Below are 13,885 nucleotides of genomic sequence, written 5' to 3'. Positions count from 1 at the left end.
TCTTAAGGGCCCGGTAGGCACGGGCGTTCTCAACCTGCACAACATGGCAACGCCAGTTTTCCCACATGTGGCACGCACAACGGCTAGCCGTCGCGTACGCCTGCTCAACCTCGCCGGCCGTGCGGCCCTCAACGTGGGCCGCTTGAAAGGCTACCGACTGAGCAGCTAGCCGCTTCGCTTTCTCGCTCGCCTCGTTTCCCCAAACGGTGGTCACTGGCGCGGCTCCCGCTTGGTGTACTCCCAGATAGCCGTATGCTGAACCGACACACAGCGGCGATTGCCGCAGGTGGGCTCTACGAACGAAAAGCCATGCGGCACCGGGTCACCGAACAGCTCTTTCCGCACGTTCAAATCCTGGCCGCCCGCAACGTGGTAATAGCACGCCCCATGCCGCTTGTCGTGAGCGCCAAGCCAGACCACACAATCCGTACCCTTGACCGGATACATAAACCGCCAAAGCTTCTCGGGGATCATCAGTTGCCACCCTCCATTTCCCGGTTCATCTCGGCAAGCAGCTCGGCAAGGGCCGTCCGCCACGCATCCGACATCTCTCGCCGGGTGTTTTCCTTCCGGGAACAGGTCAACAGGTGGGAGGGTCGAACACAGTTGCGGTTGTAACAGAGGTGATCGACGGTCCGCCCGTCGATAGTCATTCCGTGCAGACGAGCCATTACACGGTGAGCGTATTCCTGCTTCCCGTTGAGCCAGATAGCGCCGTAACCCTTCTTAGTGCAACCGCCCATGTAGAGCCAGCAACCGCCATCCACGGCAGGCAGCTTCGCTACCCGCTCCATAATCCTGTCGTAAATCTGCTTATCCATAGCGAACCCCACTCCTTGCAATCCAGTACATGACGGAGGGCCAAAAAGAGAGCGGCAGGGCGTAAACCCTGCCGGCCCCTATCCGCTCCCCCGAGCTACCCACCAAACACGGCCCACCGGACCGACAAACCCCTACGTGCGACGAGGTGGAAGAACACGTAGAGGCATGACGGCCCGGGGACTGTTGAGTCCCCGAACCAGTGACGGCCCGGGATTCCAACGGGAATCCCGAACCACTGACGGTCCGGGGCCCCAGATAGGGGCCCCGGAAACCGTCGTCAATTAGGCAGTCAGCGTAAGAGTCTGGACGCTGGTCGCCTCAGCGACCGCAATCTGAGAACCAACGCGGTACGTAACCCGCCACTGCACCGCGTCCTCAGCGAACGCAACGTCAGTAGACGTGGCGATGTTGACCTGAGAACGCAGCGACGGGAACACACGCGAACTGTCCGCCATGATGACGCCACCCTTGACGCCCGCACCCGCACCCGGAACGGCGGAGGTGACAAACCGGCGGAGGTTCTGAAGCTCCGGCGGCAGGCCAAGCCAAGTGCCCGCAGTGTTGGCCTTGATTGCGGCCAGAGCCTCAGCGGCACCGGGCGACAGCACCAGGACGTCCGGGGTGCCGCCAGTCTGGATAATGTCCGCGTACATCCCCAGCAGGTGGTCATAAGTCAGCGCAGCAATGTTGGCGACCGTCGCGTAACTGGTGTGCTGGCCGGTAGCCAGCAGACCCTTAATGGCGGTAGTGCCGTTGCCCGAACCGAACGCCTGAGTATCGAAGGCGACCGCGCAATCCCGGATCATGTTGCCCGCGATGATGTTCCGGAGCGGAAGCTGCGAATCGGCCAAGATTTCGTTACTCGCCTGACGGCGGGTAGCAATCTTCATCGCCGGAATGCTCTTGCTCGACCACGAATCATCCGCGAGCGGGATGCTCTGAAGCTCGGGAACGATCACAGCGCCACCCGTGGCGGTGAGGTGGGGAATCACCACCTCGGAGCCCTCGAACGGGATCACATTGGGGAACGCCTTGAGAAAAGTGCTCTCCCGAATGAGGACATCAATGTACTTCTTGCTAACCACCTTCGGGGCCAGGTCGGCACCATCGGTCGAAACCGCCAGGGCACGAGCCTCCCCACGGTTGGGCAGCATCGCCCGCCACTCCATAGCGGCACGCTTCTCGCCGCCAGTGGCGGACAGCTTGGCAGCCTTGTTCAGAAGCTCCCGGTTCTCAACCTCGACCTCAGCGGCGCGGATGTTCTGCTCAGCCTCAGCGCCCAGGGCGTCAAGGTCAGCGTTCAGCTTGGCCGCGCGCTCCTGGCGCTCAGCCGGGGTCAGCGAGGTATCCGCGTTGACGTTCTGAAGGTCCATGAAAAGGCGCGAACGCTTCTCAAGGGCAGCGTTAGCCGCAGCGATAAAGTCAGTCATTAGGCAATCTCCGTATCTGTTGGATAGCTCTAGCCCCGGTCACGGATTGCGCCAGGGCGAGGGGGTTGCAGTCGCGCCCGGAAATGGGCACGAAAAAAGGGCCAGCCGGCCCCGGCCGGGGATTGATCCCCGGTAGGGATGAATGGCTGACCCTTGCTCCGCTGGTCGTGGCTAGCGGGAAGTAGTGCCCGTGATTTCATGCCGCACGCTCACGGACTGGCGTGCAATCCCCGGTGAAACAGAGGCAGGGCTACCGGCGTGCCGCCCTGATTAATGGACGCCGGTATTCTTCTCATGAAAGCCGGGGAAACTTGGGTGCCCCTATTTCCACCGCACGCTAGGGGCCGGCGTGCCGAACCCCGGGGAAAGGAGAAACCCCGGGGAAGTCTCTACGGTCGGGCGGTAACCCTCACGACGGTTTCGTACTGGCACTCATACGCGCCGTCAATCGGCCAACTCTTGAGGGACCGTGGCGTAAACGATGACGTGACGCACAGCCCGTCAATCGACGGGTCAATCTCCAACAGGTCTTCAAACTCAGCCGCCAGGGCAACCGCGTACGCCTCCGTTTGCTCGGAGGTGCCGCCGGGCACCTGTACGGAGAAAGCGACCATGACGGAGAAAGCCTCAGTGCGGGCCCGATTGGTTGCCCAATCGGAGCCTTCCCAACTGACCTCACCCACAACCGCCCACTTCCGCTCAGGTGAGCGGCTAGGGAATCCGTAGGTGACCTGTACGTTGTCCGCCGTCACCAAATCCATACCGGCGAGGTAGCCACGTAGGGCTTTTTTGACGTCAACCGCTTTCGTGCTCACGCGACACCAACCGAATTCACGATGTCGGGCCGGTAACCCTTGAGCACAGCGTCAACGTCGGGAAGCCCCGTTTCCGCTCCGCCACGGCCAGGCGTAGACAGCGTGTAGGTTCCGCCGTCCGCCGGCTGAAAGCTGGTGGCCCGGTCCGGGATGGCGGAACGTTCCGCCATCAGCAGCCACCGGGCGTACAGCATCCCTACCCGGTGGATACCGTCCGGGACGGACGGGAACCCGTAGGCCACCTCAACCCCGGTAGCGTCCGCCGGAATCTCCGGGGTGTAGGCGAACTGGCCGACACGTTCCACCGGAACAACGGAACCAGCCTCTAGGCCACCCACAACGGTCACAGAGCGAACGTCAGAGGTCGGCAGTAGTTCACCCGGGGCCGGAAGCTCAGCGACGCTCAGGAACGCCGTACGCGGAACAAACGAGCGGCCCGTGATGCGCTGAAACTCAGACTCCACAACTTCCCGGGCCCGCTTAACGTCAGCGGTCCCGAACCGCTGTGCCGTTAGCTCATCATCCGACGCGCGTAGCTCAGCGATCGTGAACAGGGGCCCGCCGATAACCTCCACCGTCGCCAGGTCCACGGCGGTAGCTCCGCCGTCCCAGCGGACCGAATAGACGCCCTCGGGAAGCATCCCCGCCGAGAATGTGTAAACGGTCCCGGCGGCCGTCGCCGGCCCCGTGGCCGTGGCGGTAGTGGCACCATTCCGGGTAACCGTCACCGTGACGGTTGCCGGGGTCAGTGCGGTTTCATCGTCTAGGAATGTGTGGGCCAGGTTGACGCTACGGCCGCTCATGTAGCGGGCCATCAGGCGGCACGTCCGTAGTGCTCCATACGGAACGCCCTACGTTCCGTGTAATACAGCGCCGCAGTCTGCCGGCCCCGGGAACGGGCGGCCCTCAGCCGCCGTGCCTCCGTACGGCAATCCTCGGAGCAGTAGTGAGGGATGCGGCCGGTAGATGCCGCCCGCGTAATCGGCTGTTCGCATACGAAGCAGAGCAGGCCGTCGCTCATCAGTCACCTACCTTCGCAATCATGGGCGCGGTCTTCCGCGCCTCCACACTTAATAGCCAGGTTTACCGCCGGCTGTGTAAACCAGTGATCCGGGACACGTTCCCGGAACGCTTCCCGCGCCGGTTTCCGTCCCCACCCTTAATAACCACCTACAAACTGCGCTGCCTGTAGGTGTAATCCCGGTCACCGCGGTTTACCAGGGCTTACGCCCTCACCCTTGATAGCCACGGGCTAAGTACGCTGTATGCCCGAGTGATCCGGGCCACGATTCGGTTACGGTTGCCGTCAGCGTTACGGATTTCAGAGAATCCGGACAGATAACCCACAAAGCCGGGAAGATGTGCAGGCGCAAAAACGGGGCTAAAGCCGAGGGTCAGGGAAAGGGTTGCCAGAAAGTTTCGACCCCCCCTCCCCTGCTGGGGGTACCTACCTCGGAATGCCCTGCCGTGCCTGCCTGGCACGTCCTGGCCCTGTCGTCCGTTGTCGCTAGGAACTACTAGGCAGCCCCGGGAAGGGCTGCCGTTGTGGTTGGTGTAGGCCCGCCCCGTAGCCCCTCAGCGGAGGGAAGGGCTGTTAACCCGTGGCTCCGTTGGAACTCCGCCCCGGCAAACAGAAAGGCCGGCCCCCTCAAGGGCCGGCCCTATCCACCATCACTGTTCGGGCCCTCAAGGGCCCGTGTAGTCGACTCATCCCAAAACCTCAGCCAAGGGAACCCCTCTAAAAAGATAGAGAGAGCGTTTACGTTTCCGCAGGTCAAGGGCCATACGGGTAACCCTGGCAGGGTTACCGGGTAACCCTGTGAGGGTTACTAGGGCCCTAAGCCCTGATCCCGTGAACCTTGCAGTCAGCCGAACCGTGGCCGCTCTGTTGCGCCTGGTGCGACGGGAGCACCAGGCAGCGGGCCCCGGAATCCCGGTGGATCAGGTCCAGCTCAATAGCCTTGCGAATCGCCTTGTTGGTGTGTTGCTTCCCGTTCGGGTGGCCGGCGTACCCGAGGATTTCGGCAAGCTTGCCCTCTGAAAACCCGGCATGCCCAACCCGGTTAGTCCAGCCAAGGGCCGCGTAATGAACCCGCAGCCACATCGGGTAACGCTCGCTCTTGGCTTTCGCCTGGCAGTCGAGAGCACTAACGGCCACCCAATGCGACCGTCCGCCAAAGTTGATGCCTGGCTTCATTCGGCATCGGCCCCTACGCGGTTAGCCAGGATCACGGGGAGGTTTGCACGCCAGTAGGCACGCATAGCGGTTAGCTGTTGGCCCGTGATGTCTTGCGAACCGTCCGGGTAGCGCTTCCCTCGGAAGGTCCACATGTCCGGGTAATAGGGCTCCGCCCCGTAGGCCAGGCCAACGGCGGCGACGTAGGCCAGGGCGGCAACGTCATCCCGGGTAAGCCTTACCCGCAGCGTTCCCGGTTGCGTCAGCCGTTCGGCAACCTCGCAACCCTCGGCCATCAGAGCGCCGCTCGGATAGATCACCCCATCCAAATTCAAACCTCCCCGCAGAGGGCAGGCTTTACCGCCTGCCGTTTACACGATTCGTAGAGACGAAACAGGGGCCCTCAAGGGGCCCCGCAGAATTTGCACCCCCGCCGGGGGTGGACATGATCCCACGGCCCCAACAGGGCCAGGGCAGCAAAGAGCCCCGGCTAGGCACCCTTGCCCGGGATACCCAACCGGGGCCGTTCGGCCGTCTACGGCCGTCCTAGAGCGTTCTAGCTGGTCAACCTGGCGGCCCGCTCCAACACCCGTTGCTGTAGGTCCGTGGGCAGCTCTACCGACACCCGGCCCCCGGTGGTGGCGGAAGGCGTGCCAGGGAGCAGGGACCGCGTGTAGACGGGCTGAGCGTGAGCAACCACCCTGACGCCCGCCTCCCGCATCTCCCGGCCCCGGTCGGACGGGGAATCTAAGGACTCCCACCGTTCCCGGTAGGTCTGGCCGGTCGGCTCAAGCCTCCACTCATCCGGCCGGGAAGGCAGCGCCTCCAACGCTTCCCGCCGCGCCTCAAGGGCCCCGTACATGGCCTGAAACTCAGCCGCGCCACGCTCGCCCCGGAACAGGCCGGCGGCCAGGTGGCCGCGTAGCTCCGCTAACGACTCTTCGACTTCCCGGAGGTCGGCCGCATGGTCCGACCCCGGGACGAATACCCGCCGCATCACCTCAAGGTCAGCCACTAGGGCTAGGAAGCTTTCCTCTGCGGCTTCCTCCAACACGGCGGCAGGAATGGAAGACATGCCCTTAGGGCAGTTGCGGCCCGCACGAGCCCGCAAACCACAGCGGTAGTACATGCCGTTACGGCCCCGGTTGCGGTACAGCGGCTCCCCGCACTCACAGAAAGCCACCCGCAGCAAGGGGGAGCCACCCACCCGGTTACCCGCTTTCGGGTTGCTGTTCTTGCGTAGCGCTTCCTGTAGCCGCTCCCAATCGGCGCTACTCACAATCGGCTCAGCGCGCCGCAACGGCAAACCATCCTCGCCACGCACCAGCCGCGTAAATCGTTCCTTGGTTCCGTCAGGCTTGGCGCGGGTTTCCGTCATCTCCGCATAGCCCAGCAGCGTATGAGAGCGGAGCATCTTTAGCAGATTGCCTACGCGCCACTCAGAGTCAGTCGTGGGCTTGCCGGCCCGCTTGCGCTGAGCGTCCAACGGGCTAGGAATGGCGGATTCATTGAGCCAACGAACAACAGAGTTGGCAGAGTCCCCGTCGATGATGCGACGGACAATCTCCCGCGCTACCTGGCTGGTTTCCGGGTCAATCTCAAGCCGCCACCCGTTGCCGGCGTCAGCCTTAACCGCCCGGTAGCCGTACGGGACGAACCCGCCGCGCCAGCGGCCCTGTTTCATCAGGTGGGCGAACGATGAACGGGCCCGCTCCCGGATCGCCTCTAGCTCACCTTCCGCCAGGGCGGCAAGGATGTTGACGAACACAGCCCCCATCGGGCTGTTGATGTCGAACCCCTCGTTGGTGGAGACAAGGGCCCGCCCGGTGGACTTGCACCAGTCGAGCAGTGCCGCCAGATGGAGCACCCGCCGGGACACCCGATCAAGCCGCCACGCACACAGGATGTCGAACCGGGCTACGTCCGCCCTCCCACCGAGCGAGGTCGGTAGCCACTCGCCAAGCTGGGGACGTTCCCACGGCGGCACGCTGCCGCTTACGCCCTCATCCTTGGTCCACCCAACGATCGTGTGGCCGTTCAGGTCGGCCCAAGACTGTATGTACTGGCGCTGCCTGGCAATCGACGTTGACTCTTCCCGTTCTCGGGATAGCCGGAGCACTCCGAGCACTCTCCCCACGGCCCGCCCTCCCTGTTGCTTCCGGATACGTTGGGGAGGCTAGAGCAGCCGAAACACGGCGTCAAAAGTTTGACTTTGCTTCGTCCAAGAAGAGAACGCCGCGGTGGGCCAGCGAGACCGCGCCCGGACGGGCGAGACCGGAGCCACCACCGACCAGAGCCGGGACGGTCGCGGTGTGGTGCGGAGCCTGGAAGGGAGGCCGACGGATCAGCTGCCCACCGGGTGGCATCAGGCCCGCGATCGAATGCAGTGCGGTCACCTCCATCGCCGCCTCGTCGTCCAACTCGGGGAGCACCGACGGGAGCCGTTCGGCGAGCATCGTCTTGCCCGCACCCGGCGGCCCCAGCAGTGCCAGGTGGTGCCCACCGGCGGCGGCCACCTCCAAAGCGCGACGCCCCAGGGCCTGACCGGCCACATCGGCCAGATCGGGTACGGACGGCGCCTCGGCCGGGCCGCCCTGCGGCGGCTCCAGCAACGGGCTCCCCTCGGTGACGAAGGTGACCAACCGGTGCAGCGTGTCGACGGCGCGGACCCGGACCCCGGGGATCACCGCCGCCTCGGCCGCGTTGTCGACCGGCACGATCACCCGGTCGTGGCCGGCGCGCGCCGCGGCGGCGACCATCGGCAGGACTCCGCGGACCGGGCGGACGGTGCCGTCCAGACCCAGCTCGCCGAGGACCACCACCCGCTCCAGGGGCAGCAGCGGCAACTCCCCGGCACTGCCGAGGACCGCCGCCGCGATGGCCAGGTCGAAGGAGGATCCGTACTTGGGCAGGGTCGCCGGGAGCAGGTTGATGGTGATCCGACGGTTCGGCCACGTACGGCCCGAGTTGACCACGGCGGCGCGTACGCGGTCCCGTGCCTCGTACAGGGCGGTGTCCGGCAGGCCGGTGATCGCCACCGTGGGCAGGCCGGGCGCGAGGTCCGCCTCGACCTGCACCACGTGCCCGGTGACACCGACCAGACCCACGCACAGCACCCGGGCGTAGCTCACCGGCGTACCCCCATCTCAGAACGCCCCCTTCACGTGCTCGACGCGGGGCGGGCCGCCGGAGAGGCGGACCGCGACCACGTCGAACCGCACCTCCTGGGCGGTCGTGCCGGTCTCGGCGAGCCAGCGGGCCGCGAGGCCGCGCAGCCGGCGTGCCTTGGCCGGGACGACGGCTTCGGCCGGCGTGCCGAAGTCGTCGGTACGCCGCGTCTTCACCTCGCAGAACGCCAGCACCGGCCCGTCCCAGGCGATGATGTCGATCTCGCCGCGGGGGCAGCGCCAGTTGCGGGCCACGGGCCGCAGGCCCGCCCCGATCAGATGCCGTACGGCACAGCGCTCCCCGTACGCGCCGACCGCCTGGTTCCGTCTGCTCATGCCCGGCACGGTGCCCGGGACCCGGTACCCGCCGCCGCCCCGGCCCGCCGATCTGTGGACAACGAGGTCCCCTGTGGACGGCCGGACGATCATGCCCTCGGCGTGCTATGGCGACGCCGGTCGCCGCAGGTCAGACGTCAGCGGGCGAAGGGCCGTCGACCGCGCCACGGTAAGCCCGGCACGACGACCTACGGGCGGACCGCGCGGCGGAGTTGGACCGGCTACCACTCGGCCACGACGGTGTAGCCGCACGCTTCGCCACCGTGCCCTGGTGAGGTGGTAGCCGGCGAAATGGCGCCCGAGCAGCCGGTCGCATACGGTGCCGACGTGGATGGACGACGGAGCTATTCCGAAGATCAGGAGTCGCGTTGGTACCCCGGTGACCGGGAGCGGGGGTACGGGGAGCCGACCTGGCGTGGCGCGGGCGAGAGCCGCTACCGCGAGGAGGACCTCCGCGTCCCCGAGCAGGGCGGCGCGGACGCCCGCTACGGGGACGGGACAGGGGCCGGCCGGGGACGCTTCCCCAACCCGGAGGACTCCGGGGCGTTCCGGATCGGCGAGGACGACTCGGGGCGTTTCGGTGCCGTGGGCGCGTACGGGGACAGGCCGGCGGAGACCGAGGGATACCGGTCAAGTCGGTCGCGGCGGGCCGACAGTGACCCGGAGGTCTCCGGTGAGCTGCCCACCGGCCGGCGGTCGCGGGAGGGGCGTGATCCTCTGACGTCCTCCAGCGCCGATGCGCTGGCCGGTGCCGGCCCGGTCGCCGACACCGCCCGGCCGGCGGGACTGAGCGGGTACCCGGTCGTCGAGCCCGGCCGCCCGGTCACGGAGCCCGGCCGCCCCGCGGCCGAGGCACCGCACCCGCTGGAGATGCCGACGGGGCCGATGCCGCCGGTCGGACCGCGGAACGACCTCGCGCCCGGTACGGTGATCGCCCCCGCGGCCGGCGACGGGGTCTACCGGACCCGCCGCCCGGCGCTGGCAGCCCTCTTCGCGGTGCTGGTACTGGTCTTCGAGGTGCCGGCGCTGCGGGTGCTGCTCACCGGGGTGACCGGCGACCCGGTCTCGGGGGCGAACGTGGTGGCCGGGACGTTCCTGGTCTGCGGCCTGCCGATCTTCGCGATGGGCCTGTACGGGCTGCGGACCGGTGGGCTCTCGCTGGCCGACGGGAGCCGGGGCTGGCTGCGCCCGCCGACCGCCTACCTGACCGTCGGCCTGGTGCTCTTCGTCGCGGCGGCGCTCGCGGTCGGCTGACCCTGGCTGTTAACAGGGGACCCTTCCACAACGTCAGGCGTTAAGAAGGGGCCCTTCCTTACTCCCGGGGACGGGGTGGTGGGGAAGGGGCGTACACTGGTCGACTGGCGACCGCCTTGCGCGGTCGACCTCGCGCGCCCTCTCCACGGTTCGTCGTGGGGCGGCGGCCTCCCTGGTCCCGATCTTGGTCGGGCCCACCCTGGCCGGCGACCGGGCGCCAGGACGCCCGGCCGCCGGCCGGGCGTGACAACCAGGGACGCAAGGAGTACCCAACCATGGCCGTCGTGACCATGCGCCAGCTGCTGGAGAGCGGTGTCCACTTCGGGCACCAGACCCGGCGCTGGAACCCGAAGATGAAGCGCTTCATCTTCACCGAGCGCAACGGTATCTACATCATCGACCTGCGCCAGACCCTCGACTACATCGAGAAGGCGTACGACTTCGTGCGCGGGACGGTCGCCGAGGGCGGCTCGATCCTCTTCGTCGGCACCAAGAAGCAGGCCCAGGAGGCGATCGCCGAGCAGGCGACGCGGGTCGGCCAGCCGTACGTCAACCACCGCTGGCTCGGCGGCATGCTGACCAACTTCCAGACGGTGTACAAGCGGCTCCAGCGGATGAAGGAGCTGGAGGCCCTGGGTGACCTGAGCGGCACCGCCGCCGGTTACACCAAGAAGGAGACCCTGCAGCTCTCCCGCGAGAAGGAGAAGCTGTCCCGCACCCTCGGCGGTCTGCGGGACATGCAGAAGCTCCCGGCCGCGATCTGGGTGGTCGACACCAAGAAGGAGCACATCGCCGTCGACGAGGCCCGCAAGCTGGGCATTCCGGTCATCGCGGTGCTCGACACCAACTGCGACCCGGACGAGGTCGACTACCCGATCCCGGGCAACGACGACGCGATCCGGTCGGCCGAGCTGCTGACCAAGGTCGTGGCCGCCGCCGTCGCCGACGGCCTGATCGCCCGTTCCGGCCGTCGTCGGGGCACCGACGAGAAGCCGGAGGCGGGTGTCGCCTCGGACGAGCCGCTGGCCGAGTGGGAGCGCGAGCTGCTCGAGGAGCCGAAGAAGGCCGACGAGCAGCCGGCGGCCGCCGCCGCGGAGTGACCGTACGCCGCTGTCCCGTCGTCCGGTCCTTCCGGACGGCGGGGAGCGGCGGGCAGTCCGGGCAGAATCCGCCCGGATCCGGGTAAACCGCCACCTCAGACCATCCCACCCGCAGTCTCAACACCGAAGAGAGAGCCATGTCCAACTTCACCGCCGCGGACGTCAAGAAGCTCCGCGACCTGACCGGCGCCGGCATGATGGACAGCAAGAAGGCGCTGACCGAGGCCGAGGGCGACTTCGACAAGGCCGTCGAGATCCTGCGCGTCAAGGGCGCGAAGGACGTCGGCAAGCGGGCCGGCCGGACCGCCGCGAACGGCCTCGTCGCGCACTCCGGCAAGGCCCTGCTGGAGCTCAACTGCGAGACCGACTTCGTCGCCAAGAACGACAGCTTCATCGCGCTGGCCCAGCAGCTGGTCGAGCACGGCGAGCGCAGCGGCGTGAGCAACGCCGAGGAACTGCTGGCCTCTGAGATCGACGGGAAGACCGTCGCCGACCTGGTCCAGGAGCAGTCCGCCAAGATCGGCGAGAAGCTGGTGCTCAACCGGTTCGCCAAGCTGGACGGCACCGTTGCGGTCTACCTGCACCGCAAGGCGCAGGACCTGCCGCCGGCGGTCGGCGTGCTGGTGCAGTACGCCGGCAAGACCGACGAGGCGGGCGACGCCGACGCGCGCGGCGCGGCCATGCAGATCGCCGCCATGCGGCCGCAGTACCTCACGCGTGACGAGGTGCCGGCCGAGGTCGTCGAGTCCGAGCGGCGCATCGCCGAGCAGACCGCCCGTGAGGAGAACAAGCCCGAGGCGGCGCTGCCGAAGATCGTCGAGGGCCGGGTCAACTCCTTCTTCAAGGACTTCGTCCTGCTGGAGCAGGCGTCGGTCACGGACAACAAGAAGACGGTGCGGCAGGTGCTGGCCGAGGCCGGCATCGAGATCACCCGGTTCGTCCGGTTCGAGGTCGGCCAGGCCTGAGCCGCTCCGCGGGCGCGTGAAGACGCCCGCGGTAGGGAACGTGGACGAGGAGGTCGCCGGTGTACGTGTCAGGCACCGCGGCCTCCTCGTCACATAGGGTCTGTGGCGAGGTCCCGGCGCGGCCGGGCTGCGACCTCGACGCGGGCCCTAGGGTCGGTCACGGCAGTTTCGCGGTACGCGGCGCGGGGCGCCGCATGGGGAAGGGCGGGGCGGATGACGCAGGTTGTTAGTGACCGGAGCCTGGCGGCGGAGGATCCGACGGCGCCACCTCCCGGTCGGGCCCGCCGGGTGGTGCTGAAGCTCTCCGGTGAGGTGTTCGGCGGAGGGGCGATCGGTGTCGACCCGGACGTCGTCCAGGCCATCGCCCGGCAGATCGCCACGGTGGTCCGGCGCGGGGTGCAGGTCTCCGTCGTGGTCGGTGGTGGCAACTTCTTCCGCGGCGCGGAGTTGCAGAAGCGCGGCATGGACCGGGCGCGGGCCGACTACATGGGCATGCTCGGCACCGTGATGAACTGCCTCGCCCTCCAGGACTTCCTGGAGAAGGAGGGCATCGAGACGCGGGTGCAGAGCGCCATCACGATGGCCCAGGTCGCCGAGCCGTACATTCCGCTGCGCGCCATCCGGCACCTCGAGAAGGGCCGCGTGGTGATCTTCGGTGCCGGCGCCGGCATGCCGTACTTCTCCACCGACACCGTCGCCGCCCAGCGTGCCCTGGAGATCCGGGCCGACGTGGTGCTGATGAGCAAGAACGGCGTGGACGGCGTCTACACGGCCGACCCGCGCATCGACCCGACCGCCAGCAAGTTCGACTCGATCACCTTCTCCGAGGTGCTCCGCCGCAACCTGCGGGTGGCCGACGCCGCCGCCTTCAGCCTCTGCATGGAGAACGGCCTGCCGATGCTGGTCTTCGGCGCCCAGGGCGACGACACCATCATCCGGGCCGTGGGTGGCGACAAGATCGGCACCCTGATCACCACCTGAGCAGCCGACCTCAACGGTCCTCCGACACGACCAGCCACGACGAGCACAGAAGGAGGCGAGGAGACCGGTGATCGACGACACCCTCCTCGAGGCCGAGGAGAAGATGGAGCGTGCCATCGAGCACGCCAAGGAGGAGTTCGGCGCCATCCGTACCGGCCGCGCCAACGCCGCCATGTTCTCCAAGATCATTATCGACTACTACGGCAGCCCGACCCCGCTGCCGCAGATGGCGTCCATCGGCGTGCCCGAGCCGCGGATGGTCATCATCAAGCCGTACGACAACTCGCAGATCAACGCCATGGAGAAGGCGATCCGCGACTCCGACCTCGGCGTCAACCCGAACAACGAGGGCAACCAGCTGCGCATCCTGCTCCCGCAGATGACCGAGGAGCGCCGCCGCGAGATGATCAAGGTGGCCCGGCACAAGGGTGAGGAGGCCAAGGTCGCCGTCCGCAACATCCGCCGCAAGGCCAAGGAGGAGCTGGACCGGCTGGTCAAGGACGGCGAGGTCGGCGAGGACGAGGGACGTCGCGCCGAGAAGGAGCTGGACGACCTGACCCATCGCTTCGTCGCCACCGTCGACGAGCTGGTCAAGCACAAGGAAGCCGAGCTGCTGGAGGTCTGACCCCGGCCGCCCGACCGGCGACGTGGCACCGGCGCACGCCCTCGTGGGCGGCGGTACGCCGGTGCCACGACCGTTTGGGCACCGCGCGCTGCCCGTCCGGCGGCAGTGGAGCACCGTCGGCGTGGCCCCGCGGCAGTGGGGCGCCGTCCGCGTGGCTCGGCGGCAGTGGAGCGCCGTCCGCCCGTGCCGTCCGCCCGTGCCGTCCGCCCGTGCC

General features: G+C 67.3%; 14 protein-coding genes and 1 pseudogene. 5 read left to right on the top strand and 10 right to left on the bottom strand.

What is annotated here, in order from left to right; genetic code table 11:
* Positions 1 to 210 precede the first annotated feature (210 nt).
* The 10 genes and pseudogenes from GKC29_RS27665 to GKC29_RS27620 form a co-directional block, all read right to left on the bottom strand.
* Positions 211 to 474 (bottom strand): hypothetical protein, encoded by a 264-nt coding sequence (locus GKC29_RS27665; protein WP_155333602.1) that lies wholly within the window; start codon positions 472 to 474, stop codon positions 211 to 213.
* Entirely contained in the window at positions 474 to 821 is a 348-nt protein-coding gene (locus GKC29_RS27660; protein ID WP_155333601.1) for an HNH endonuclease, read from the bottom strand. The genes GKC29_RS27665 and GKC29_RS27660 overlap by 1 nt, the downstream gene beginning before the upstream one ends.
* A 282-nt stretch (positions 822 to 1,103) precedes the next feature.
* Positions 1,104 to 2,252 (bottom strand): phage major capsid protein, encoded by a 1,149-nt coding sequence (locus tag GKC29_RS27655; RefSeq protein ID WP_155333600.1) that lies wholly within the window; start codon positions 2,250 to 2,252, stop codon positions 1,104 to 1,106.
* Between the two features lie 389 nt (positions 2,253 to 2,641).
* Positions 2,642 to 3,067 carry a hypothetical protein gene (locus GKC29_RS27650; RefSeq protein WP_155333599.1) on the bottom strand — a complete coding sequence of 142 codons (426 nt, stop codon included), beginning with the start codon at positions 3,065 to 3,067 and terminating at the stop codon, positions 2,642 to 2,644.
* Entirely contained in the window at positions 3,064 to 3,882 is an 819-nt protein-coding gene (locus tag GKC29_RS27645) for a hypothetical protein (RefSeq protein WP_155333598.1), read from the bottom strand. The genes GKC29_RS27650 and GKC29_RS27645 overlap by 4 nt, the downstream gene beginning before the upstream one ends.
* Positions 3,883 to 4,904: 1,022 nt before the next feature.
* A complete protein-coding gene (locus GKC29_RS29720; RefSeq protein ID WP_196255751.1) occupies positions 4,905 to 5,264 on the bottom strand; it encodes a hypothetical protein in 360 nt (119 codons plus the stop codon).
* Entirely contained in the window at positions 5,261 to 5,572 is a 312-nt protein-coding gene (locus GKC29_RS27635; protein WP_155333597.1) for a hypothetical protein, read from the bottom strand. The genes GKC29_RS29720 and GKC29_RS27635 overlap by 4 nt, the downstream gene beginning before the upstream one ends.
* 227 nt (positions 5,573 to 5,799) lie before the next feature.
* The gene (locus tag GKC29_RS27630; RefSeq protein WP_155333596.1) at positions 5,800 to 7,380 is read right to left on the bottom strand and encodes a recombinase family protein; all 1,581 of its coding nucleotides are present in this window, start codon (positions 7,378 to 7,380) and stop codon (positions 5,800 to 5,802) included.
* Positions 7,381 to 7,456: 76 nt separating this feature from the next.
* Positions 7,457 to 8,374, bottom strand: a pseudogene (locus tag GKC29_RS27625) (YifB family Mg chelatase-like AAA ATPase); the annotation flags it as partial.
* Positions 8,375 to 8,389: 15 nt separating this feature from the next.
* On the bottom strand, positions 8,390 to 8,746 hold the full coding sequence (locus GKC29_RS27620) for a YraN family protein (RefSeq protein ID WP_155333595.1): 357 nt from the start codon (positions 8,744 to 8,746) through the stop codon (positions 8,390 to 8,392).
* A 291-nt stretch (positions 8,747 to 9,037) separates the two neighbouring features.
* Between GKC29_RS27620 and GKC29_RS27615 the strand changes: the two genes are divergently transcribed.
* From GKC29_RS27615 to frr, 5 genes are all read left to right on the top strand, one after another.
* Complete coding sequence (locus GKC29_RS27615; protein ID WP_155334374.1) at positions 9,038 to 10,000, top strand: hypothetical protein; 963 nt, start codon at positions 9,038 to 9,040, stop codon at positions 9,998 to 10,000.
* Positions 10,001 to 10,275: 275 nt separating this feature from the next.
* Entirely contained in the window at positions 10,276 to 11,100 is an 825-nt protein-coding gene (gene rpsB, locus GKC29_RS27610) for a 30S ribosomal protein S2 (protein WP_155333594.1), read from the top strand.
* A gap of 137 nt (positions 11,101 to 11,237) precedes the next feature.
* Positions 11,238 to 12,065: a translation elongation factor Ts gene (gene tsf / locus GKC29_RS27605; protein ID WP_155333593.1), complete on the top strand. Its 828-nt coding sequence runs from the start codon at positions 11,238 to 11,240 to the stop codon at positions 12,063 to 12,065.
* 213 nt (positions 12,066 to 12,278) lie between these two features.
* Positions 12,279 to 13,046, top strand: a complete 768-nt coding sequence (gene pyrH, locus GKC29_RS27600) for a UMP kinase (protein ID WP_155333592.1) — start codon at positions 12,279 to 12,281, stop codon at positions 13,044 to 13,046.
* Positions 13,047 to 13,113: 67 nt separating this feature from the next.
* Positions 13,114 to 13,671 carry a ribosome recycling factor gene (frr, locus tag GKC29_RS27595; RefSeq protein ID WP_155333591.1) on the top strand — a complete coding sequence of 186 codons (558 nt, stop codon included), beginning with the start codon at positions 13,114 to 13,116 and terminating at the stop codon, positions 13,669 to 13,671.
* Positions 13,672 to 13,885: the final 214 nt, after the last annotated feature.

Source organism: Micromonospora sp. WMMC415 (assembly GCF_009707425.1).
Taxonomy (GTDB): Bacteria; Actinomycetota; Actinomycetes; order Mycobacteriales; family Micromonosporaceae; genus Micromonospora.
Note: the sequence above shows the minus strand (reverse complement) of the source record. Positions and strands in the feature narration are given on the sequence as shown.